Here is a 23,180-nt window from a genome sequence, read left to right as displayed (position 1 = left end):
GNGTTTTCCTTCATTTTGGTGTACACAGTTTATCTTGGCTAGTTATTTGTGATTTTTTGATTATAAAATCAAGCTGACTTCAATGGAATGATACCTTGATCAAAAATACGGTTTGCTGTATCAATACCACTAACTTCTATGCGATCTGCAAACACTTCATAAGCTGCAAAACTTAATCTTTCCGCAGAATACTCCGTCCATTCATTTTTACCAACAGAACGAGTACCTGCACCACCGCCACAAATTAAATAAGTTGTGCCATTAATGACACGGGTACGTTCATAATGGTGTTCATGTCCATTAATGTAAAGTTGCACACCATATTTTTGAAATAAAGGAGTAAAAATTTGAATAAAATCTGGGTTGCTACCATAGACACCTGATGCATAAATAGGATGATGACCAAAAACAATTTTCCAGGTAGCATTACTACGGCTTAATTCTTTTTCTAACCAATTTAGCTGGCTAATCCAGTCAGCATTACTATTAGTATCTAGTGCGAAAAACTGGATTTTATTCCGACTAAATGTGTAGTAGTGCCCTTGCATATTAAAGCCTGCATATTTAACTTGCAAGTCGCCATTGGCAGTGCGAATATCGTGATTTCCTAAAGCAGCTTGAAATTTTACACCTTGCTTTAGTAATGGAGCATAGGGACGCTCAAATACTGCGTTGATTTTCTCAATTTCGCCGTTGGTATAGATATTATCTCCTGCTAAGATAACCAAATTATAAGGATTTTTGCTGTGATAATTAGCCATTGCTCTAGCTACAGCATATTGCCCTCTTGCACCTGTACCTGTATCTGCTACAGAAACAAAACGCAGTAATAAATCTTTTTTGGTAGATGGATTAGCGGCTATTACCTTTGAGATTTGCTGGCTATTTTGACCAATTGTCCCACGACTAATACTAGCTAAAAATCCTGCACCGATCGCACCGAGTCCACTTAAAAATAAAAATTGACGACGTTTTAGTTTCATGTTTGGCAAAAATCATTAATTAAGTCAGTTTAACCCAAGCATTGAAATGATACATTAAGGTTGGGGAGGTAGCAGCCACAATATAAATCTTTGATTAGCTGCTTTAGGTGAAAGTTCCATGTCACAGGACAATCAGAATTCACAACCACCTTCTTCGCCACAACCGCAAGATGATACATCTCGTCAGAGAAATCACCAAAGGGGACAGTCTTTTTGGAAGACTAAAACTATCCAAATTCTCAAAGGCGCGATCGCAGTTTTAGAAACGACAGTAGACAAACTAGAAACAGAATCACCTCCAGGTGATGTATCTCTCAACTGGTGGAGTAGACTATTAGCCAAAATCCGCTCTTACTTACCAGCAAATTTCTCAGCAAAGTTGTCAGATACAGCTTTGACAGGAGCGATCGCTATTTTTGCTGTCATCCTAGTTTGGGCTACTTCCACCATTTTCCCAGGCAAACCCACCGAAATTGCCACTACTCCCCCTACTTCTCCTACTCCCCTCACCTCCCCATCTCCAGAACCATCTCTAACTGAAGAACCAACCGTAGCAGAAACACCATCACCAGAGGAAGAACCCACACCAATACCAGAACCAGAACCAGAACCAGAACCAGAAGTAACTCCAACACCCACACCCACAATTGACAACCAACCAGCAACGATAGTATTAACACCAGAACAAATTTTAATTGCAACGATTGAAAATCAAGTAGCAGAAGTTAGCGATCGCTTTGCTTCTGGACTCATAAAATCGATCCAAGCTAACTTTCTCACTAGCAATTTGGATATCAAAATTAGTGATGATTGGTACACCCTCAGCGAATCCGAACAGAATAAACTCGCAGCCGAAATCCTCCAACGTTCTCAAGAACTGGACTTTACCCACCTAGAAATTAGCGACTCACAAAATAGGCTGGTCGCACGTAACCCTGTTGTGGGTAGTGAAATGGTAATTTTTAGAAGACAAGCCTAAGAGTAGTCAATTGTCAATTGTTAGTAGTTGGTTGTTGGTGGTTAGTGGTTAATGGCTACTAATCCCCATCACCCCATCACCCCATCACCTAATTTAATATCCTCTTGCTGATCCTTCACCACGTGGATCGGCTGCTGCTTCTAAACTTCCATCAGACGTAACTGCGATCGCGTTAATATTACCCCAAGGCTGGGTTTGTTTAATTTTGTGTCCCCGACGCTGTAATTCTGACAAAGTGAGAGCATCTAAACCAAAGGGTTCGACTCGCAACTCATCGGGAAGCCACTGATGATGGATGCGAGGAACAGAAACGGCTGCGCCTACATCCATGTTGTATTCCAGCACATTTAGAATGACTTGCAGTACTTGGGTAATGATAGTACCACCACCAGGCGCACCCACCGCTAAACGTAGGCGGTCATTTTCAGTTACAATCGTCGGAGTCATGCTAGATAAAGGTGTTTTGCATGGCGCGATCGCATTCGCTTCGTTACCTGGTAAACCAAAAGCATTCGGTACTCCCGGTGCAGCCGCAAAATCATCCATTTCATTATTAAGTACAATTCCCGTCCCATCAGCAACCACAGCAGCTCCAAATCCCACATACAGCACTCACCCAAGTATCACATAGATGATGATTTTCTCAAATCACCTCAATTTATTCTCTGTTGTGAATTGGAGAGGTGACAGAATATATATGTTTTGAAAATCGACCACCGATGCACACAGATGGACACCGATGGACTGTGATAGATTTGGGGTGTGTGCGTGAGTATAAGGGGTGGCTTCTGCCAACATTAAGTTGTGAATCGAACACCGTGCAAGGCGATGCACACAGATGGATTTTGGGTGTGCGTTTATGTTATCTGTTGGTAAAAAAATTCATGTTGTGAGTAATTTGTGATTAATAATGACTACCTGATTTCCGATGCTGAATGGCGGTGACACCCGTCGGTTCTAGGACTTCGCCTTTATCTACAGTGGCATAAATTAACCAGCGATCGCCACATTCGGTTCGTTGTTGCACAGTACATTCTAGATAGGCAAGGGCATCACAAAGAATCAAGCAACCGTTATTAGCTGTTTTGGTTGTTAATTGAGCAAAAGGATTATCACCTGGCGTACTGTGGTAGGAAAAGTAGCGTCTGAGGTTACGTCCTTCTTTGAGAATATTCAGGACAAATTGATCACCGGGATGAATCATGGCATCGGCATTTTGATCTTGGGCGATCGCAATCATTAAACCGGGAGGGTTGAAAGTAGCCTGAGATACCCACGATGTGAGGATTCCACTGTGGCTATCTCCGCGGCGAGTACTAATAACACACAAAGAACCAATAATGCGTCCAACGGCTTGTTCTGTCCGGTCTACTTGCGCTGCTGTTAACGCTTGGCGGGGAGTGCGGAGTTTCTTTTTCTTTTTCAAGACTTGGGCAAATTCTGCTCCCGCATCCTGGCATTGTTGCAAAGTGAACTCAGTAGGACTGAAGCGAATGCGGATAGTGTTAAACCCTAAGCGGTAATTGGCATCTAATAGTTTACTTTCAATCAGGTCGATCGCTTCCCCACTCCAACCGTAGGAACCAAATACACCCGCTAATTTGGTTTTCGCCGCCGCCGAGAGGACAATTCCCAAAGCAGTTTGAATTTGGGTGGGTGCATGACCGCCTAAAGTAGGAGAACCGATGATAAAGCCATCGCAAGCTTCAATGGCGCGAGTAATTTCACTGGGTTCTGCTAGTTCGCAGTTGATAGATTCGACTGCAACTCCAGTTTGAATTAATCCTTGGGCGATCGCCTGTGCTAAAGTTGCCGTATTACCGTAGGCAGAAGCATAAAGCAAAGCTACTCGCAATTCTTGATTTTTTTGTTCCTGACACCATTGGCGGTAATCGTAAGTAAAACGACTGAGACTGTAGCGAACAATCGGCCCGTGACCAGGGGCGTAATATTTCGCTTTTAGAGGTGCTAATTTATCTAAAGCTGCTTCTACTTGTTTAGCTTGGGTGGCGTGGAGACATTCAAAATAATAGCGGCGATCGCCATCCAGTTGCTTCCAATCTTCATCAAACAAGACATCACTACAGACATGTACGCCAAACAACTTGTCAGTATAAAGAATGCGAGTAGCAACGTCGTAAGTACACATACCATCTGCCCATCTCGGAGTTGGTACAGTGACAAATTGCAGCTCATGTCCTCCGCCCAAATTAAGAGTATCTTCGGAACGAACAAGTTGTATTTTTGACTCCCAGTCAGGAAAGGTGTTTTTCAGGACATTCGCACCAGGTTTAGAACAGACAATCTTGACTTGGGGTGCTTTTTCCATCAAGACTTTGAGAGTTGCCATCCGGTTAGGATTGACGTGATTAAAAATGATGTAATCCAACTTACCCAAATCTTGGTGTTTCTGTAACTCCTCTAAAAAAATCTGGGTAAAAGACTCCCCAGGAGGATCAATCAAAGCAGTGTGCTGGGCTTGAATCAAATAAGAATTAGCAGTCGTACCCCTTTGACGACCGTATTCAACCTCAAACTTGAGACGTTCCCAAGTTCGCGATCGCAAAACCAAAGTATTAATACCAATTTCAGCAACTTGAACATCACGGGGGCGACTGAGAGTTGGGATTACAGTTGAGAAAGACATAGTAAAGGTTGGTGGTTGTAGAGACGTAAGTAAATCAGTAGGCTATTGTGCAAACGGAATAACCCATCCGTGTGCATCGCCTTGCACGGTGTTCGATCTTCCAAACAAAACCTTGGGCTAATTCAAAAATCAGAATGGCCCATTTCTTTAGCAAGACGTCTCTTATAACGCCTCGAAACTTCTTGTTCAGGATCAATACCTTCAAAAGTTGGAGGTAGCCAAACCCTCAGCACCATCAACACACCTAATACCAGTAAAAATGCGCAAGCAGCCAATACTTGCATAAACGTCGTTTCTAATACACCGCGTACAATCATTTCTCGGAGTACAGAAACAATCGAAACTTCCACAGCAACCCCAATCGAAACTCGTTGCTCTTGCAAGTAAATAATTAGCAGACGGAATAACTCCACTAAAATCAGCAATGATAGGATATCTGCTGTCACAACGTGGAAGTGGATCGGGGGGATGAGAGAAAGGAACATAGTCCAGATTTGCAGCACCATAAAGCTAAATAGCCCGATGCACAAAGAAATCACAATTAAATCTTGAACTAATTCCAGTGCTTGCACAATCCGACCTAGATTTAACCAACTTTCTCGCTTTATGGGTTTGACAGGCAAATCTTTCAGCAATTGCATCATGTAATAACTCCAGTGAGGGAGGTGGGGAGGTGGGGAGGAGTGGGGGGGAGTGGAGGGAGTGGGAGGAGTGGGGGGAGTGTGAGGAGTGGGGGGAGTGGAGGGAGTGGAGGGAGTATGAGGAGTGGGGGGAGTGTGAGGAGTGGGGGGGGAGTGGAGGGAGTGGAGGGAGTGGAGGGAGTGGAGGGAGTAAAACAAATATTTTATCCTTGCACTCCTCACACTCCTCATACCCCTCATACCCCTCATACCCCTCATACTCCTCACACTCCTCATACTCCTCACACTCCTCATACCCCTCATACCCCTCATACCTTAATAATGGTTACCAACCTTCCGATGATGGACGGCGGTGAGGGCGTCTAGTTTGGCAACTCTACCAGTGTGGACGTTACTGTAGATGATCCAGTGGTCGCTGCACTCCATGCGGGTTGTGACTTCGCATTCCATGTATGCTAGGGCGTCTGCCAAAATGGGACAGCCATTGCTAGCGGGATAAATTTTGATATCTGCAAACCGATCTGCACCGGGGGGGAAACGCTTGAGGAAGTGTTTCATTAAGCTTTGGTAGTTGTCTTCCTCAAGGACGTTGAGAATAAAGCGATCGCCTACATGCAGCAAGGATTCAATAGCCCGGTCTTTGGCAACTGCAATGGCAACTCCTAAGGGATTCATACTTGCTTGCATCACCCAGGAGGCTAACATGGCACTACTAACATCGCCTTTTTGGGCAGTCAGAATATAGAGTCCACTACTAAGTCTTCCTAATGCCCGTTCTAAATCATTATCTAGAGTTTTAATTTGCTTAATGGTGCGATCGCGCGTTAACCATTGTCCGATATCAGTTCCCGCTTCATCACACATTTGTTCAGTTGCTTGTGTGGGCGGTTCTTTGATCAAAATTGGGGGAAAAGCTTCGGTTAGTCCAATTTCTTGAAACTTGTTCCGTAGGGGATAAATTGGCTCATCTTCTCCACCACCAGTTTCAAACAGCCCGACTGCTTGTTTGTTGTGGGCGGCGGCGAGAATGGTACTTAAAGCTGCATGGGCATTTTGATCAGCTTGGGATGGCATTCCAATCACTAAACCGCTTGCTTGGTTCACCAATTCCCGGACTTCTTGGGGTTCAGCAATACTTAAATCTACCAGTTCTACTGCAACACCATTTCTCGTGATCCCATGAGCGATCGCCTTTGCTAATTGGTCGCTGTATCCGTAATCTTCACAGTAGAAGAGGGCTACTAAGGTATCTGTTTTGGCTTGCTCCTGGCTCCATTTTTGATAGTAATTCACCCAGTCTAAGAGGTGGTGTTGTAATAAAGGGCCGTGTCCCGTGGCAATCATGCCGACATCTAATTTTTCCATCCGCTTGATCGCAGACAACACAGAACGGGCATTTGGCCCCATCAGGCAATCATAATAATATTTAAAATCTTGTTCTATGAGTTCTGGATCTTCGTCAAAGGCGTGGTCATCACAGTAGTGCATTCCAAAAGCATCGCAAGTATAAAGGATGCGGGTTTTGGCATCGTAGGTAAAAATGGTATCTGGCCAATGGAGATTGGGAGCACAGACAAATTCTAACTCATGTCCATTGCCTAAATCCAAGCGATCGCCATTCTTGACGATTAAAGATAAGAATGGCTGATGTACCATGTTTTCTAAAAATTGGATGGCAACCTTGGCCCCCACTACTGTGACTTGGGGGGCTAACCGCAATACCTCTTTCACCAGTCCACTGTGATCTGGTTCGGTATGGCTAATAATTAAGTAATCTAGGGTTGAAAGGTCAATTAATCCTTTGACCACATCTAAGTATAATTGCTGAAACTTGCGGTGAGAGGTATCAACCAGGGCAGTCTTTTCACCTTGGATGAGAAAGGAATTATAGGTTGTACCGTTCTGCAATCCAAACTCAATATCAAAGCGATCGCGATCCCAATCTAGAGAACGAATAGCGATCGTCTCAACCCCTATCTCAATTGTTTGCATGGTCAAGCGACCTTGGGGTTTGGTATTTTCACGAGCAGTTAGTGCAACCATACGCTGCTGCCTCCAGCAATCTTCGTAATAATGCTTTACCTTATTTAATGTTTATCTGGATGCACTAGATTTGTAAAATGTCAATTTCTAAAGACTGTTATTAGTTATTTTAAATATTGGATACATATTTATTAGCTTATGCTTATCATAAAGTTTGTGCGAGTAACAAACCTAGCAAAGAGCGATCGCCTCAACGGTAACGCTAGGGAGCGCAGAGTTTAGCTACAGGAATTTGGCTAAAAATGCGACTTTATACTAAATACAGCAATGCAAGCAACTCAAACACGGTACTTTGGGGTATTCAACGCTAAAGGAATCCCCGTAGTAGCTATAGAGATGAAGTAGCGATCGCAGAAGGATATCAATGGACTTTGAAACCAAAATCGAAAGATGGGTTAAAGTAACGCGAAGTACGCGAAGAAGTTAGATTTTTTCGTTGACAACAATTCAAAAACATCCTGCTTTCTCTGCAATGCCTATTTTTGATTTTGCTAAGGGATCTCGATCATTTTTTACCTACTTTGCTGTAGCTCTTGCCAATTCATTTGGAGTCAAAGACTGAATTAGACTTAAGCTCATATTCTGGTTAGAGATATATTTAGCATAGCCAGCATTCAAATAGGGAGAGTATCTCGATATGCCACCAACGTAAGTTTGTAAGAAAGGCATACTTAACATGCTTACATAACGACGTGCTTGTCTTGGATCATCTCCAACTAAGTTTGAAGGTAACGGTACTTGTTTAGAAGCATTACTACTCTCGCCGATAGTAGAAAAATGTGTTCCACCGGCAAGTAAGACGAGATACTTGTCTGAATTTGTAATCCACGAGAAGGGTTGTATTTGCTCATATAAGGCAGGTGCGATCGTATCATCACTGCCAGCAACTATCATGACTGGAATTTTAATTTGACTTAAGCCCGCTTCACCAAAGATACTGCTGGTAATTGGGTTAATTGCAATCACAGCTTTAACTCGCTCATCTCGCAGGTTATAGCTAATACCATAGTTCTTGCCATGCAATTCTAAGGCACGACACTGGAATAGCAAAGACATGTTCCAAGTCTGCTGGAGTTTCTGTTCGTGACAGTCTTTATTTAATTTCTTAAAGTTAATCTTTGCACCAGCTAAAGCTAAAGCTGTGTAACCACCAAAAGATTGCCCAATTACACCTACTTGTTGTAGGTTTAGCCGATTCTTAAAGCTAGCATCATTCTCTAATCGATCTAATATATATTTTATGTCCAAAGGACGGTTGTAAAATTCTTCCGCTTGTGATATTTCTCTGGCACTGCCGTTGAGTAGCGATCGCAGTTGTTGAGTATTGCTACCCGGATGGTTGGGAACAATAACAGCAAAACCGTGGGAAGCTAGATACTCAGCTAAGTATTGAAAGTTGCTGCTGTCTGTACCTAAACCATGAGAAATAACGATCACGGGTACTTTGGTGCGGGCGTTGGGAAGATAAACATCGCTCAATAAAAGTCGTTCCCGCCCTCTTGCGCCATCTATTTGATTCAACGAGGTTTTTGTCACAACAAATTTTCCCTGACGCCGTACATCTGGCAATTGGGAAAGATTAAATGATGATGGCATCCTGGCAGCTTCTGTGGCAGACTTTTGCAAAACTGCTTCTACGGCGCGGTTAGTGTCATTCACCATTTTTGTTAGTTCTGCTGCAATACCCAGAGTACGCGCTAAGTCAATATGAATGCTGGAATTGGGATACTTCCGCACCAAATTTAGTAGTGTTAAGCCTCCTGGTTCATTTGCTGCTAAAATCAACGCCGATCGCAAAGCATGGAATCCTGATTTTGGTTGGCGAGATTCGGTTCTAATTACTCCTCCCAAACGTTTTAGCAAAAATTCTCCCTGCGGTGTATAGAGAAATTGTGATACTGCCACAGGATGAACCTTAATCGGACTAACTAATACCCGCCGCAACTCCTGAAGTTGTTCTGGTTTGAGAAATTGGGTATAAACTGCCAATTCTTCATTTACTACGCCATTTGTGGCGAAGTTTTCCAAGGCTGTAACGGAAACAGAACGTTCTATGGCTGAATAAGATCCATAAATTCGCTCTGCTGCCAAGGCTGAATGACTCAACCCAAAGGTTGGCAGCACCGTAGATATAACCAGCAACTGCCAATTTTTTGTGAGGGTGCTGACCCACTTACTAAACAAGCTATTCATCGTTCAACTATACACAGTGATGTTGTTGACGAGGCGTGTATTGTGGTAGTTATTCCTACACCCTGGGTTTAGTTTTTGTGATGCGCCTCTAATGTACGGATTTTTTGCAGTTTCTGGAAATTTAGAAATTCAATATTGAACTTCAGTTAAGTTTACTGGATAAGTTGAGTTACTTATCTAGTCGTCGAGCAAATCAGCTAGTTGACTCTAACGATGACATCATATCAAATAAAAAAACATACGCTTGCGTATGCAAATCATAAATATTTAGAATCCTCTTAATTGAATTAAATCAAGAGTAATAGTACTGATTAAATAAAATTTTACTAGCGTTCACCCAAAGCGATCGCTACTGAACTAGTGATAACTAAAACTGCTCCTAACATTCCTACCAGAGTTAATTTTTCGGGAGCGATTAAATTAGGTGCGATTACTGATACAAATTCTACTGACAATAAAGTGATAATCGGAGTCGAAGCCAATACAGCACTTACTCGCGATGCTTCCCAATGTTCCAAAGCTTCCGAAAAAGCACCATAGGCAATCAGAGTATTTAAGGCACAAAAAAGTAATGTTGCAGCATGAAAGTAATCAAGATTAAATATTGTTTTTGGTTTTGCAAATACAGAGAAAAATAATGTACATCCTCCATAAATCATTAACATGATATTGGATGAAGATAAAGATTTTAATAACTGTTTTTGTGCTAAAGCATAGACTGCCCATGTGACTGCTGCCAAGATAATTAAACTACTGCCTAGTAGATATTTTCGAGATGAATCAAAAATAATATTTTTATTGAGAAATAGTTGATATGTATGAGAAGTATTAGTGTTTTGAGAACTTGCTATAAATGATTGCAAAAGTTGTTCGTGAAAAAAGAGAATAAAGCCAATAGTTAGAATTCCCAAGGCAAGCCACTGAGTTAGTGTATAGCGTTCTCGGAAAATTACTAAACCTCCCAAACCCATGAGCAAAGGTGCTAATTGGATCAGTAGTTCGGCGTTATAAGGTGATGTTAGCGCCAAACCTTGGAGGAAAAGAATGTAATTAAGAGCTAAGAAAATTGTTGCGATCGCTAATAATTTCCCAGAAGTAGAACGCAGTTGTCTTAGTGTAGGTAATTTACCTCGTACACCTAAATAAATTGCTAACAAAACAAACGCGATCAAAAACCGAAACCAAGTGACAGTATATACATCTAGTTTTTGTAATGTTACTGACAAAGCGATTGGTAGAATTCCCCACAAAAAAGCAGTGAGTAGTGACAATGCTAGTCCTAAGCGCCAGCGACCTGATGTTTGATGAATTTTAGTCATTAGTCAATAGTTGTTAGTAGTTGGTAGTTGATTGTTGTTTGTTAAGACCCCACACATCAAACAACAAACAACCAACAACATTTAAAAGAAATTTGGCATCACCACTGTCTCATCGGGATATAGGTTCAGCGTGAAAATTTTCGATTTGTTATGAATCAGGCTTTAGGAGATGGAGTGGCGATCGCTTTTGCAATTGGATTTTACAAAGCATTGGGAGTAGGTTTTTCTATTGAGAAATGTTCTCATCTGATTAATCATCGCTATTCTACGGTAAAGGTCACTAGATAGCCTAATTACCCAGCAAAACATAAGCTTTGTGATATAACTAACCACTAACTACCAACCATTAACAATATATATGACTCGCGTCATCGGTTTAATCAGTGGCACATCTGTAGATGGTATAGATGCTGCTTTAGTAGATATTTCCGGTACAGGCTTTGATTTACAAGTAGAATTCGTAGCCGGAGCAACATATCCCTACCAAGATGATCTAAGAAAACGTATTTTGGCTGTTTGTGCTGGTCAAGCCATCTCAATGGCAGAGTTGGCAGAATTAGATGATGCGATCGCAATTGCTTTTGCTCAAGCCGCACAAAACATTCAAGTCGATCACCAACCAGCTACTTTAATTGGTTCTCACGGTCAAACAGTTTACCATCGACCAGCTGGTGTGGGAGATAGGGAGAACACTTCACCCCGCCATTGTTTAGGTTACACTCTCCAACTCGGTCGCGGTGCTGTCATTGCTCAATTAACAGGTATAACAACTGTAAATAACTTCCGTGTAGCAGATATTGCTGCTGGTGGTCAAGGTGCGCCCCTTGTATCGCCTGTAGATGCTGCTTTATTCAGTCATCCTCAAGAAGCACGTTGTATTCAAAATATAGGTGGCATTGGTAATATTACTTATCTACCTCCTCGGCAAGATTCTCAGCCAGATCATTGGTTAGAAAAGATTCGTGGTTGGGATACCGGACCGGGAAATAGCTTATTGGATCTGGCAGTACAGTATTTAACAAATGGCACAAAAACCTATGATGAAAACGGCTCTTGGGCTGCTAGTGGAACCCCTTGTCATGCCTTAGTTGAACATTGGCTGGAGCAAGAGTACTTTCATCTGCCACCACCAAAGTCTACAGGCCGAGAATTATTTGGTGTTGATTACCTACAAGAGTGTATCAAAGATTCTGAACCATACCAACTCAATTCCGCAGATTTACTAGCAACCCTCACAGAACTAACAGCCGTTTCTATTGTTCACAATTACCGCTCTTTTTTACCAAAATTGCCAGAAAGAGTGTTTTTATGCGGTGGTGGTAGTCGCAATCTTTATTTAAAAAATCGCTTACAACAGCTTTTAGAACCAGTGCCAGTTTTAACAACAGATGAAGTTGGATTGAGCGCAGATTTCAAAGAAGCGATCGCCTTTGCAGTCTTAGCCTACTGGCGACAATTAGGCTTTCCCGGTAACTTACCAACTGTTACTGGAGCAAGCAAACGAGTATTGTTAGGAGAAATAAATTTTAGTCAATAGTCAATTGTCAATTGTCATTGATCATTCGTCATTTGTCATTTGTCATTTGTTACTATTTATTCTCCTCACACTCCTCACACTCCCCCCACTCCTCACACTCCTCACACTCCCCCACTCCTCACACTCCCCCACTCCCCCCACTCCTCACACTCCTCACACTCCCCCACTCCTCACACTCCCCCACTCCCCCCACTCCTCACACTCCCCCCACTCCCCCACCTCCCCACCGATACTATGCTATCTTGGCGGTACTCGCTCAACGGCAAGGAATTTGACAAGGTGGCTCACACGTTTTTATTGCAACCCGGACGCTGGGTATTACAAGGGAGTTGGCTGGAACGCGATGGTCTAGCAATCAATGTTAAGGGTATGACTTTGGTGGCTTGGAATCGAGATAATTGGTTCACAATGGCAACAAAGTTGATTTTTCCTGGTAGCGATCGCGCGGATATTGCCTTGCAGTATAAAGGACGTTTAGATGTAGGTGCGCGGCAGTATACTTTTTTACTACAACATAATATTTTAGGGCAAGTTGAAGGCGAGGGCTGGATTGGTTTAGATACAATTGTGCAGCGTTACTGGGTACTGAGCGATCGCGAACGTCGCAGCGGTTTTGAAACTCTACATCGAGTGAACGATGACAGCTACTACCTAACTAGTGGCATTATGGCTGGTCACTATTTAACTATCACAATGGAAGCGAGTCTGGAACGCCAGCGTACAAACTGAAAAATTGCCAAGTGGATAGTGCTTAATAATAACCGCTAACAACTAACTACCAACTACTAACTACTAACATTCCTTTATCCACAGTTAATGAACTGAGTCAAAAGTGGGCAAACTAAAATACAAGGCAAAGCCAAAGATATTAGTACCCTTTGTATCGTTTTCTACTTTTGAACATTGGAGTCAATTTTATATGTCAGACCCCAACGTTGGTCGTTTACTCAGTAATCGCTATGAGCTTAAAGAGTTGATTGGAACCGGAGCAATGGGTCGAGTTTATTGTGCTAGGGACGTTTTGTTGGGGGGCGTACCTGTTGCTGTTAAGTTTTTGGCTTTGTCAGTTCAAAATAAAAAAATGCGATTGCAAGAGCGTTTTGAACGAGAAGCAAAAACCTGTGCTTTATTGGGACAAAAAAGTATTCATATTGTTCGGGTGATGGACTATGGCGTAGACGACTATGATACTCCGTTCTACGTGATGGAATATTTACAAGGTATAGGTCTAAACCAGATTGTTCGTAAGCAAAAATTATCTTTACCAAGATTCTTGAGCTTGGCGCGTCAAATTTGTTTAGGGTTACAATGCGCCCATGATGGAATTCCAATTGATGGCAAAATCTACCCAATTATCCATCGTGATATTAAACCCAGCAATATATTAGTAGTTCAAGACGCTAGTTTTGGAGAATTAGTCAAAATTCTAGACTTTGGTATTGCTAAATTACTACAGGCAGATAGCAATTATACAAATTTCTATTTAGGTACACTAGCTTATTCTTCACCAGAGCAAATGGAGGGTAAGGAGCTAGACAACCGTTCTGATATTTATAGTTTGGGCGTGATGATGTTTGAAATGCTCACAGGCAAAATGCCCCTAGTCGCACCAACCCATTCTTTTGGAGCATGGTATAAAGCACATCAAACTCAACCACCACGGACTTTTGCTGAAGTTGCCCCGACATTACAATTACCTAAGCAAATAGAAAATTTGATCATAGGTTGTCTGGCTAAATCACCAAGCGATCGCCCTCAAAATATTGGTGAAATTCTCAAAGTGCTAACATCTGTTGAACAGCATGATTTTACACGTACTCAAGAAAAAACCACTCATTTACCTGCTATTATCAATCCTCCGTCTGTAAAAACTAATGTTGCTCACAAATCTGACGCTGATTCGCGCATATCTCCATTAAATAATGAAATTGCACAACAAGTTTCCTGGCCTCAAAATAAACCCATTGCCAATATTGTTTTTCCTCACCCTATTCGTCTCAATGGGGAACTAAAACCTGCTTTGTGGGTTATGCTACCACAAGCAGAAATTCAAAAGCGTTTAGTCTGTACTCGTTATAATCAGTTTCTTTTCATTACTTCTCCTCATCCCATGCTCTTGTGGATTACTGTCCTCTATAACCGCAAGCATGGTTCTAAATGGTTACCTTATTATCTTGATCTCAAAACAAATATCGCCCAGGAAACTACTCGCCTACTCGTGGAAAATGGTTACTACCGTCTACTATTATTTGCTAGAGAAACACCAAACCATTGCGCTCACATCATAATTTCGACAATTGCCTCTGCTCAACGTCAAAGACTCGAAGAGTGGGCAAGAATGAGTAAATCATTGGCATCCTCAGATGACCCCCAAGTTAGTAAAAATTTACTTAAATTTGAGTACGAAAAACTTAAGCCCCAAATCTTAGCAAAATTACAAGCAATTGATACAGATTCTCCATTCGACCTCTCAGGCTAATTTGAAATGAAGGAAAAAGCCGGAATGAACTGGATCACATCTATGAAATTGCTGTGTGAAGAGAGCAAAATATTAATTAATGTTAAGAAAAATTGTTTAGGAGTTGCAAAATACCCTCATAAGAAATATAAATAATAAAGATATAAACTCAAAAACACAGATGAGCTAGAGGTTGCACAGTAACCCCTCTCTAAAGTCTGGGCAAAGGTATAGATTGTTTATACCTAAAAGCCCGAAACTCTGTGCCTTTGCATAAGGTTTGTGCTAATGTACTCATCTAGTGAGCGTTTAAAATCATTTCATTGGTGCTATCGCTGGGTTAAAAAATTACAATAATGTGCTTTTAAACAAAGTACTTTGTTGTGGAGTAATGAATACTTAGCTAGTGTAATTTTTAGGAATACACGAATTTATCGCGGGTAACGTTTAGAACACACAAGCTTATATGTTATGGTTTCCTTCCACATCTTGGAGCTTGATTGTGTTAAGTTTTTTATTTTCACCCTTATCAAAGTTGACGCCCCGACATCCCCAGCTCTTTTCCTCTGGTGGAACCTAGCAAGAGAAGGAGGTCGCCTACCGCGACTCAAAACCCTAAGCTGCCCAGCTAGAACCTGAGTCTAAGCCCCACTGGTGCTTGAGCAATTCTTTGTAAGTTGCTTCTCTGACAACCATTTGCTCATAGAGCTTGACGAGGAAATCTTTTGCTTGATCATGGCTCATGTTTTGTACCTGAGTAGCAAAAGAGCGGATGCTAAATTGCTGTTCTAAAGTCAACTCAATAGGTTTGTCCATAATTAGCTCCTGAAAAATAAGTAAAGGTTAGATTCGGTTACAAGGGATCCGAAGAGATTATTGGGCTAGTCGCTTATGTGTCTGACACTTACTTTATCTATATTAAGAAAGATAACAAGTGTTTGACAGTTTGCCCATATCCTTTGTGGGGATTTTTTGACTAACCTAATATCTTTGTTTTCATCCTACTGATATAAACCTCAAGTCTACCTAAAGAAATTTCGGTAAAAATTAGGTTTTCCAGAAACGCTCTGGTCGGCGAAGTTCCCTTATTACTCTTTGCGATAGATCAAAGAGAGGGTATAAATGTAAATTATATTCGCCTTACCCTATAAAGCGCAAGGTGTCAACCAACTAAAGATAGTAAAACACCCTCTGTAGGTAAACTTCTTCAGAGATTAAGTTTATATGTATCAAGTTGTAAATCAGAAAAATGCTCAGGCTGAACAAAATGATGAGTATATTTACCAAAAAGGGATAGGAGATCGGGCATCGGGTATTGGAGAGTAGGATTTAGGAGAAAAGGAGGACAAGGAGGACAAGCCCGACCGCCTATACCCGCTCCCTGATCCCTAATTATTCCAGAGTAACGATGACAACAGTGATGTTATCGTGTCCACCCTCTTTTTTGGCAGCTTCAACAAGGGCGATCGCAGCTTTTTCCACAAGCAGGCTTTCTTGAAGGTAGGAAGCAATTTTTTCATCCACTAGTTCTTCTGTGAGTCCGTCGCTACATAACAACAAGCGATCGCCACTTTTAACATCAAGTTGTTGTAAATCAATTTGATCTAGGTCTTCACGTCCTAAACAGCGAGACAAGACATGACGGAAAGGATGAATCCGTGCCTCATCTGGTGTAATATCACCCATTTTGATGGCACGTGCCACCCAGGTGTGATCTTCAGTAATTTGTTGTAATTGGGAATCTCGGAAGCGATATAGCCTAGAGTCACCAACATGAGCGCACCAGGGAGGTTCTCCAGGGCGGAAAATCACCACCACAGCTGTTGTTCCCATATCAGATCTTTCTGGATGATTTTCCTGATCCTGTAAGATAGCTTGATTTGCTTGCCAGAGAGCATCTTCTAACAACTGCGCTGAGGTTTGGGAAGAATCCCAATTGTCAAGCAAATACTTTTTCACTTCACAAGCAGCAATGTGACTTGCCTGTTCACCTCCTGCATGACCGCCCATACCATCAGCAACAATGAAAAAGCGCCCTTCTGGGTCAATATAGTAAGCATCTTGATTGTTAGAACGAATAAGTCCCGGATCACTAATACCGGTAAAACGAAGTTTCATATATTTTTGCAAAAATTAATACATACGGTCATAACGGTCAAGACGCATTAGCAGTCTAATTAGCAACCATAATACTGCGGTTGCGATCAAACCAATAAAAACTGCCTGCCAAAAATAATTGTTGACAAATAAAATCGTTGCTGAAAGTGTAAAAGCACTGATTATTAAGGCATAGGCTATGCCAAGTTGAATATTGCTCTGCCGACGTAGTAGACGCTCTGTTTCAATAGACCGGACACGCAGACGTACATCTCCACGCTCAAGTTTTTCCAGTGTATCTTCCAGTCTACGTGGTAGACCAAATGCTGTGCTACTAACTTGGGCAGCTTGTCGGCTTAATTCATTGAAAAAGCTATTGCCTTCAGAACCATTCATATTCGTCATAAGCTGCATTGCATAGGGTTGGGCAACTTCCATAAAGTTAAATTCTGGGTCTAAACCTTTGCCTACACCCTCTAAAGTCGAGAAGGCGCGCATCACAAAAGTGAATGTAGCTGGAAATCTAAAAGGTTGATCATAAGCTATCTCATATAAGTCGTCACTAATTGCTGCTACGGACTGATTTTCAAAAGGCTTATCCATGAAATTATCCAGCATGTACTGGACAGAACGGCGCACAGGACCCATATCTTCTACAGGTGCTAATGCACCCAAATTGATCAAAGATTGGACAACGCGATCGCCATCTTTAGAAGCAATGCCAAATAGTGTTTCCATCAGTCCTTCTCGCACGTTGGATTTGATGCGTCCCATCATGCCAAAATCGTAGAAAATTAAAGCACCATCCGGACTAACAGCGATATTGCCAGGATGTGGATCAGCATGGAAAAAACCATTGTCGAGTAGCTGAAGTAAATAGGCTTGAGCGCCCTGACGAGCAATTTGCTTACGATCTAAACCCGCAGCTTCAATAGCTTCGTATTGACTAATTTTGATCCCGGGAACGTATTCTAAAGTTAAAACTCGTGAGGAAGTATAGCGCCAGTAAACACGTGGTACTTTTACCCATCCGTAAGCGCGAAAATTGCGGCGAAAAGTATCAGCATTGCGTCCTTCATTGAGATAGTCAATCTCTTCCCAAAGAATACGACAACACTCTTCGTAAATTCCGATCCAATCGCGCCCTCTACCCCATTTTGGATGATTTTGGAAGTAACGAGCTATACCTTTAAGAATTTTTAAATCAATTTCAAATAGCTTTTTTAATCCTGGACGTTGCACTTTCACAACGACAGCTTCACCTGAGCGCAAAACTGCTTTGTGTACCTGTCCCAAGCTAGCAGCAGCTAAAGGAATTGGTTCAAAACTGGCAAAGAGTTCCGGTATCTTTTTACCTAACTCTTGATCAATAATCGTTTCTACTTGCTCATAGGTAAAAGCAGGCACTTTGTCTTGTAATTTTGACAATTCTTCTACATATTCGCTAGGAAAAATATCCGCACGTGTAGAAAAAAGTTGCCCAACTTTAATAAAGGTCGGCCCTAAATCCAGCAGAGTATTACGAATCCACACTGCTAACACTTTGCGTCTAGCAGCTTGCTTGGCTTCAGTCACTCCACCAGCATAACTCCAAGATTTGTTGTAGAGCCAGAGTCTATACAATAAGGTCAATACAAATGACCAAATGTCTACAAACCGCCGTCTACTCGAGTAGTTTTCGCGATTCCAACGGTATGCCTTATCTGTATAACCTTTTTCCATATGCTTTGCTTACCGCTGGTTTTGATCTAAGTCAAACAATTTTGGATTTTAGATTTTAGATTTGGATTGACCCCACTTAGGTCATCTAGGGGCTTATAGCCTGGTCGGAATGATTGCTCATAGGTCATAGGTCATTGGTAAATAGTTGATTTTTCTAAACAAAAAAACTACTAACCACTAACCACTAACTAACTATTTCTGCTGCTGCGATAACGTTGTAGTTCTGTTCGCAAAAAGGCGATTTCTGCCCGCAGTTCATCAATCATTGCTTGCAAATCCACAGGGTCAGTACCTGTTTGACCAAATCCTGTTGTGCTTTTACCTGTGTCAACTGCATCAGCGGCTCGATTGGCTCGCTCCATCACTTCCTCTGTGAACTGGCGCAGCTGCTCTCTGAGTTCCGCATCCAGTTTGCCTACTTCGCTCAAAGTGTCAGTCAAAGCGTTTTCCAGACGTTCTGTTATCACTTCTGCGACTGCTCTACCTACGAAAAAAGCTTGTACCAGGGGGTTGCTCATAAATTTTTGTTACGTCTCTTCTGCACAAAAATTATAACTTGCCGATTTGCTTTACTGCTTCTACTTAAAGTGCTGTTGGTTGTTTGTTGTTTGGAGAACCTACCAACAAATTTGAACTTTAGCAACATTAATGTTGTTAAAGTAATGTATATTAAAACTAAACAAAAATTAAGCAACATTAGTGTTGGTAGAAATTTTGATTTTTGATTAACAGACGCTTACTACAGTTCTATGAAAAGTTCTTTGGCAGAATTTAGACAAAAAGATAGCCTCTCAAGATCAATTACTCTCGATCAGTTGCAGGTCTTTGAAGCAGCTGCGAGACACTGTAGCTTTACTCGTGCTGCCGAAGAGTTGTTTGTCACCCAACCAACAGTATCAATGCAGGTCAAGCATCTTGCACAGGCTGTGGGTATGCCCCTGTTTGAACAAGTGGGAAAGCGCATCTACTTGACCCAAGCAGGTCAAGAGGTTTTGCATACTTGCCGGGAAATATTGCAGTGCCTAGATCGCCTAGAAACAACTATTTTTGACTTGCAAGGGATGAGACAGGGACGGCTGCGATTAGCCGCAGCGACTACAACAAAGTATTTCCTCCCCAAACTACTAAAGCCTTTTTGTCAACTCTACCCTGGTGTGAAATTGTCTTTGGAGTTTACCAATCATGAAGCGCTATTGGCGAGAATGCATGAGAACCTTGATGACTTGTATATCATGAGTTGTCCACCGAATAGAGAAGACATAGAGGTAAGGCCATTTTTAGCTAATCCCCTCGTAGCGATCGCTCCTGCAAGTCATCGTTTTGCTCACCAACGCAATCTATCTCTGAAAGCTTTTGCTGAGGAACCCTTAATCATGCGGGAAGAGGGTTCGGGAACCCGCAAGGTAGTAGAACAATTTTTCAAACAACATGAAATAGACCTGCAAATTAACATAGAACTAGGCAGCAATGAAGCAATTCAGCAAGCTGTCATTGATGGTTTGGGAGTTTCCATCATATCTATGCACACCCTTAACTGTGCAGAAGTCAGAAACCAGCTAGCAATATTAGATTTTGATCATTTTCCAATTCATCGTCAATGGCAGATCATCTTTCCTAAGAAAAAACAGCTACCAATAACTGCTAGTACATTTCTAGAGTATTTGCTCAAAGAAAGTCAAAGATTTTCTACTAACGAAGAAAACCCAATGCAAGTAGTTGAAGCTTTATGGATATAGTCTTGTTCTGGGAACATTAGCTGTGATCAAGTAATTCTTGATCACATTCCTGTGTTTGATGTGGCAGATATGTAGTCATTTGCAAAGCTTGTTGAGTTAACCGAAAAGCTTTATTGATATAGCTTGTACCATTTGCTCAATGCTTGATCTGAAGACGTGGAAAAAAAGTTTACCATTGTCTAAAATTGCCTTGGCCAAACTCGATTTGCCAGAACCATTAGCACTAGCGATCGCAATTTTATTGCTTAGCAAATTCCTATTTCTAAAATATAAGATCAAAGTATTTACTCATTGACATTCAAGTTGTGGACATTACTAAAACTACTTGCCCTCGTTGTCATCAACCTGTAAACAGGCAAGCTATCACCTGTCCCTATTGTCGCGCTCAACTAAAAGCTTACGGCCATCCTGGTATTCCTCTACACAGAGCAACTGGAAATAGCTATCTGTGTGACAGTTGTGCTTACCACGCTGATGATAGCTGTAATTTTCCCCAGCGTCCTTATGCCAAAGAATGTACGCTGTACCAAAATCTTGCAGAAAGTGAACTGGAGTTACAGCAGTTGCGCGAAGCGAAAAGCTTTAGCACTACTGCGAGAAACTGGATCAAACGCAATCAGGCTTTATTGTTGCTATTGGCTTTATTATTAGTGTGTTTGCTCGTAGCTCTGTTGCAATCTTAAAGATCGAATAAGCACATAAAAGTCAATAGAAACTGATACCAGTTAATCAAGTCTTCTGCATTATCCAGTTATTTTTTGGGGAAACGATATTAATTCATATTAAACATGTTTCATAATTCGCTGTGATTTTTGTAATCACTACTAGCTTTAGCTGAAGGCAACAGGGGTTCTTCAAATACTGCCAGATCAAACCAAAAAGTTGTGCCTACACCCACTTCGCTAACTAAATGAACTTTACTGTGATGTTTTTCTTCGATAATATTTCTAACAATTGATAATCCTAAGCCTGTACCTTCTAGGGTGTGAACACGATTTTCTACCCTAAAGAAGCGATCAAAAATTGCTTCTTGATCTTCTGGACCAATGCCAATACCAGTATCAGCAATTTCTACCCGCACTTGAGCAGGGCGATCGCCATCGTGTAGCTGCGGTTCTAGTTGATAGGCACGAATCATAACTTTACCACCAGCCTTGGTAAATTTCAGCGCATTGCCTAGTAAGTTTGCTAGCACTTGCAGTAACAAATCATAATGACCTACCACTAAAGGTAAATTGGGTTCCACTTCTTGATATAGCTCTATACCTTTATCTTTGGCATTAAGCTGGTATGTACGTAGTGTCTGTTCTATGGCTTGCGCCAGATCCACCCCGTCTAAGTGATAACTCCGACCAGATTCTAGCCTGGATAAATCCAAAACATCATTTACTAAACGTGCCAAGCGATCGGTTTCATGATTAACCGTTAACAAAAAATCTTGCCGTTGTTCTGAACTGAGTTCTTCCCCATATTCGTGCAAAGTTTCAATAAAAGACTTGATATTAAATAAGGGAGTGCGTAATTCGTGGGAAACGTTACTGATAAATTGACTTTTGGCTTCGTTTAGTTCTACTTCTCGGGTGATATCTTGCACAGTAATGGCAATTCCTTTCACACTCTCCCTTTGTTGGTCAAATACAGTGGCTAGGAGAAGGCGAATAGTGCGTTTACTCGGTTGAGTGAAAGGAATACGAAATTCGGCACTTTCGCATTCCCCGGCTGCCATTTCATACAAAGTACGAGTGATTTCTATTTGTACTGCTGACGGCAATAAATTAAGAACACTCTCACCCACAACATCCAGCCCTTCCCAACCAAAAATGCGTCGGGCTGTGGGGTTGACTAAAATCACCTGCATATGGTCGTCTATCAAAACCGCACCATCAGCAATGGTGGAAACTAATGTTTCTAACTTGGCTTTTTCGGCAGTGAGTTCCTCAATATTCTGTTCTTCGTAGCGCTCTAGACGCTCTGCCATTTCATTAAAGCTGAAAATTAATTCTTTGAGTTCGCCTCCAAATGGCAAGTCGATACGCTGCTTAAAGTTGCCCGCAGCAATTTGCTTTACACCTAGTAATAGCTCTTTAATTGGTTTGGTGATTGTCAAAGCATTAATTACCCCTCCTAAAATCACCATTACCCAAATAGAAATGAATACAGCAATGGTGACATCGCGGGTAAAGTTTGTAGAAATGACGGCGTTCGGATTGGGGTTAATACCGATCGCTAAAACACCCAGATATTTTTTTTCTACTGTCAGAGGCACAAACACATCTGTGACAATACCATCTGGGGACATATGTTGTCGCACCATTGGTTTGTCGGCATCAGCAGCGTAATCGTCTGGTAGTTGGATGCGTCTTTCAATCGTTAAGGAGGTTTCAACCTCCGGTTCCCAAAAGGGAATACCAAAATAGATTTTTCCAGTCTCATCAGCGTAAAGCATGTAACGCACGCTGGAAGTACTGCTGTAAAAGCGTTGAGAAAATTGTGCTACCTCGGTCAGATTATGATCGGCAATTAAGGGAGCAACGTTAGCAGCCAGCAGCAGTCCTAAGTCACGACCGAAACGAGTGTCATTCAAACGGGCGTCCTGCTGAATCGTATTGATTGCCCAAAAGGTCAGACCACTCATCACCAAAGAAACCACCAAGGTTACAGCAGCCAAAAGTTTGGTCTGGAGAGTGAACTCTGACCACCAATTCGCGATCGTTTCTCGGATGTTTTGTAAAAGAGCCAGCATCTTAAAATAAAAATTTGTTATGTCTGTGGTTATTTCAATTAAAGACATTGCTTGTTATTTTTGTTGTACCCTGCACCGATGT

At 41.7% G+C, this 23,180-nt stretch carries 18 protein-coding genes and 1 pseudogene; 7 read left to right on the top strand and 12 right to left on the bottom strand.

All coding sequences use genetic code 11. From position 1 onward, the window contains the following. Positions 1-68: 68 nt before the first annotated feature. Positions 69-983, bottom strand: a complete 915-nt coding sequence (locus UYK_RS0102615; protein ID WP_009455655.1) for a metallophosphoesterase family protein — start codon at positions 981-983, stop codon at positions 69-71. Positions 984-1,101: 118 nt separating this feature from the next. On the opposite strand from UYK_RS0102615, the gene UYK_RS0102610 reads away from it, so the two are divergent. Continuing rightward, entirely contained in the window at positions 1,102-1,962 is an 861-nt protein-coding gene (locus UYK_RS0102610; RefSeq protein WP_009455651.1) for a hypothetical protein, read from the top strand. A gap of 93 nt (positions 1,963-2,055) precedes the next feature. Here UYK_RS0102610 and UYK_RS0102605 read toward each other — a convergent pair. The 6 genes and pseudogenes from UYK_RS0102605 to UYK_RS0102580 all read right to left on the bottom strand — a co-directional run. Beyond that, positions 2,056-2,565 (bottom strand): annotated as a pseudogene (locus tag UYK_RS0102605) (gamma-glutamyltransferase); the annotation flags it as partial. A gap of 301 nt (positions 2,566-2,866) precedes the next feature. Beyond that, complete coding sequence (locus tag UYK_RS0102600) at positions 2,867-4,609, bottom strand: diflavin flavoprotein (protein WP_009455649.1); 1,743 nt, start codon at positions 4,607-4,609, stop codon at positions 2,867-2,869. Positions 4,610-4,731: 122 nt separating this feature from the next. Beyond that, complete coding sequence (locus UYK_RS0102595) at positions 4,732-5,250, bottom strand: phosphate-starvation-inducible PsiE family protein (RefSeq protein WP_026086340.1); 519 nt, start codon at positions 5,248-5,250, stop codon at positions 4,732-4,734. Between the two features lie 315 nt (positions 5,251-5,565). Then, positions 5,566-7,293 carry a diflavin flavoprotein gene (locus tag UYK_RS0102590; protein ID WP_009455646.1) on the bottom strand — a complete coding sequence of 576 codons (1,728 nt, stop codon included), beginning with the start codon at positions 7,291-7,293 and terminating at the stop codon, positions 5,566-5,568. Positions 7,294-7,809: 516 nt separating this feature from the next. Beyond that, positions 7,810-9,486, bottom strand: a complete 1,677-nt coding sequence (locus UYK_RS0102585) for an alpha/beta hydrolase (protein ID WP_009455645.1) — start codon at positions 9,484-9,486, stop codon at positions 7,810-7,812. Between the two features lie 326 nt (positions 9,487-9,812). Beyond that, positions 9,813-10,805 (bottom strand): DMT family transporter, encoded by a 993-nt coding sequence (locus UYK_RS0102580; protein ID WP_009455644.1) that lies wholly within the window; start codon positions 10,803-10,805, stop codon positions 9,813-9,815. 150 nt (positions 10,806-10,955) lie between these two features. Between UYK_RS0102580 and UYK_RS26640 the strand changes: the two genes are divergently transcribed. From UYK_RS26640 to UYK_RS0102560, 4 genes are all read left to right on the top strand, one after another. After that, positions 10,956-11,093 (top strand): hypothetical protein, encoded by a 138-nt coding sequence (locus tag UYK_RS26640; protein WP_016870854.1) that lies wholly within the window; start codon positions 10,956-10,958, stop codon positions 11,091-11,093. 70 nt (positions 11,094-11,163) lie between these two features. Further along, entirely contained in the window at positions 11,164-12,342 is a 1,179-nt protein-coding gene (locus tag UYK_RS0102570; protein ID WP_016870853.1) for an anhydro-N-acetylmuramic acid kinase, read from the top strand. 279 nt (positions 12,343-12,621) lie between these two features. After that, a complete protein-coding gene (locus UYK_RS0102565; protein ID WP_016870852.1) occupies positions 12,622-13,071 on the top strand; it encodes a hypothetical protein in 450 nt (149 codons plus the stop codon). A gap of 190 nt (positions 13,072-13,261) precedes the next feature. Then, entirely contained in the window at positions 13,262-14,821 is a 1,560-nt protein-coding gene (locus UYK_RS0102560; RefSeq protein WP_016870851.1) for a serine/threonine protein kinase, read from the top strand. A gap of 594 nt (positions 14,822-15,415) precedes the next feature. Here UYK_RS0102560 and UYK_RS0102550 read toward each other — a convergent pair. The 4 genes from UYK_RS0102550 to UYK_RS0102530 all read right to left on the bottom strand — a co-directional run bounded on the left by UYK_RS0102550 (position 15,416) and on the right by UYK_RS0102530 (position 19,137). Continuing rightward, the gene (locus UYK_RS0102550; protein WP_009455637.1) at positions 15,416-15,616 is read right to left on the bottom strand and encodes an NblA/ycf18 family protein; all 201 of its coding nucleotides are present in this window, start codon (positions 15,614-15,616) and stop codon (positions 15,416-15,418) included. Between the two features lie 576 nt (positions 15,617-16,192). Further along, complete coding sequence (locus UYK_RS0102540; RefSeq protein WP_009455635.1) at positions 16,193-16,918, bottom strand: Stp1/IreP family PP2C-type Ser/Thr phosphatase; 726 nt, start codon at positions 16,916-16,918, stop codon at positions 16,193-16,195. Positions 16,919-16,933: 15 nt separating this feature from the next. Continuing rightward, positions 16,934-18,619: an ABC1 kinase family protein gene (locus tag UYK_RS0102535; RefSeq protein WP_009455634.1), complete on the bottom strand. Its 1,686-nt coding sequence runs from the start codon at positions 18,617-18,619 to the stop codon at positions 16,934-16,936. Positions 18,620-18,807: 188 nt separating this feature from the next. Beyond that, positions 18,808-19,137 carry a DUF6825 family protein gene (locus UYK_RS0102530; RefSeq protein WP_009455633.1) on the bottom strand — a complete coding sequence of 110 codons (330 nt, stop codon included), beginning with the start codon at positions 19,135-19,137 and terminating at the stop codon, positions 18,808-18,810. Between the two features lie 231 nt (positions 19,138-19,368). On the opposite strand from UYK_RS0102530, the gene UYK_RS0102525 reads away from it, so the two are divergent. Both UYK_RS0102525 and UYK_RS0102515 read left to right on the top strand, forming a co-directional pair. Continuing rightward, on the top strand, positions 19,369-20,355 hold the full coding sequence (locus tag UYK_RS0102525) for a LysR family transcriptional regulator (RefSeq protein ID WP_016870850.1): 987 nt from the start codon (positions 19,369-19,371) through the stop codon (positions 20,353-20,355). Between the two features lie 305 nt (positions 20,356-20,660). Continuing rightward, a complete protein-coding gene (locus UYK_RS0102515; protein WP_009455630.1) occupies positions 20,661-21,038 on the top strand; it encodes a zinc ribbon domain-containing protein in 378 nt (125 codons plus the stop codon). Positions 21,039-21,148: 110 nt separating this feature from the next. Here UYK_RS0102515 and nblS read toward each other — a convergent pair whose 3' ends face one another. Continuing rightward, the gene (nblS, locus tag UYK_RS0102510; RefSeq protein ID WP_039990714.1) at positions 21,149-23,098 is read right to left on the bottom strand and encodes a two-component system sensor histidine kinase NblS; all 1,950 of its coding nucleotides are present in this window, start codon (positions 23,096-23,098) and stop codon (positions 21,149-21,151) included. Positions 23,099-23,180: the final 82 nt, after the last annotated feature.

The sequence above is a fragment of the Fischerella thermalis PCC 7521 genome (genome assembly GCF_000317225.1).
GTDB classification, from domain to species: domain Bacteria; phylum Cyanobacteriota; class Cyanobacteriia; order Cyanobacteriales; family Nostocaceae; genus Fischerella; species Fischerella thermalis.
This window is presented reverse-complemented; position numbering and strand designations above follow the sequence as displayed.

What these genes read in the sequence shown, in the direction of transcription:
- UYK_RS0102615 (WP_009455655.1), bottom strand. Translation starts at nt 983, where the DNA reads ATGAAACTAAAACGTCGTCAATTTTTATTTTTAAGTGGACTCGGTGCG.
- UYK_RS0102610 (WP_009455651.1), top strand. Translation starts at nt 1,102, where the DNA reads ATGTCACAGGACAATCAGAATTCACAACCACCTTCTTCGCCACAACCG.
- UYK_RS0102600 (WP_009455649.1), bottom strand. Translation starts at nt 4,609, where the DNA reads ATGTCTTTCTCAACTGTAATCCCAACTCTCAGTCGCCCCCGTGATGTT.
- UYK_RS0102595 (WP_026086340.1), bottom strand. Translation starts at nt 5,250, where the DNA reads ATGCAATTGCTGAAAGATTTGCCTGTCAAACCCATAAAGCGAGAAAGT.
- UYK_RS0102590 (WP_009455646.1), bottom strand. Translation starts at nt 7,293, where the DNA reads ATGGTTGCACTAACTGCTCGTGAAAATACCAAACCCCAAGGTCGCTTG.
- UYK_RS0102585 (WP_009455645.1), bottom strand. Translation starts at nt 9,486, where the DNA reads ATGAATAGCTTGTTTAGTAAGTGGGTCAGCACCCTCACAAAAAATTGG.
- UYK_RS0102580 (WP_009455644.1), bottom strand. Translation starts at nt 10,805, where the DNA reads ATGACTAAAATTCATCAAACATCAGGTCGCTGGCGCTTAGGACTAGCA.
- UYK_RS26640 (WP_016870854.1), top strand. Translation starts at nt 10,956, where the DNA reads ATGAATCAGGCTTTAGGAGATGGAGTGGCGATCGCTTTTGCAATTGGA.
- UYK_RS0102570 (WP_016870853.1), top strand. Translation starts at nt 11,164, where the DNA reads ATGACTCGCGTCATCGGTTTAATCAGTGGCACATCTGTAGATGGTATA.
- UYK_RS0102560 (WP_016870851.1), top strand. Translation starts at nt 13,262, where the DNA reads ATGTCAGACCCCAACGTTGGTCGTTTACTCAGTAATCGCTATGAGCTT.
- UYK_RS0102550 (WP_009455637.1), bottom strand. Translation starts at nt 15,616, where the DNA reads ATGGACAAACCTATTGAGTTGACTTTAGAACAGCAATTTAGCATCCGC.
- UYK_RS0102540 (WP_009455635.1), bottom strand. Translation starts at nt 16,918, where the DNA reads ATGAAACTTCGTTTTACCGGTATTAGTGATCCGGGACTTATTCGTTCT.
- UYK_RS0102535 (WP_009455634.1), bottom strand. Translation starts at nt 18,619, where the DNA reads ATGGAAAAAGGTTATACAGATAAGGCATACCGTTGGAATCGCGAAAAC.
- UYK_RS0102530 (WP_009455633.1), bottom strand. Translation starts at nt 19,137, where the DNA reads ATGAGCAACCCCCTGGTACAAGCTTTTTTCGTAGGTAGAGCAGTCGCA.
- UYK_RS0102525 (WP_016870850.1), top strand. Translation starts at nt 19,369, where the DNA reads ATGAAAAGTTCTTTGGCAGAATTTAGACAAAAAGATAGCCTCTCAAGA.
- nblS (WP_039990714.1), bottom strand. Translation starts at nt 23,098, where the DNA reads ATGCTGGCTCTTTTACAAAACATCCGAGAAACGATCGCGAATTGGTGG.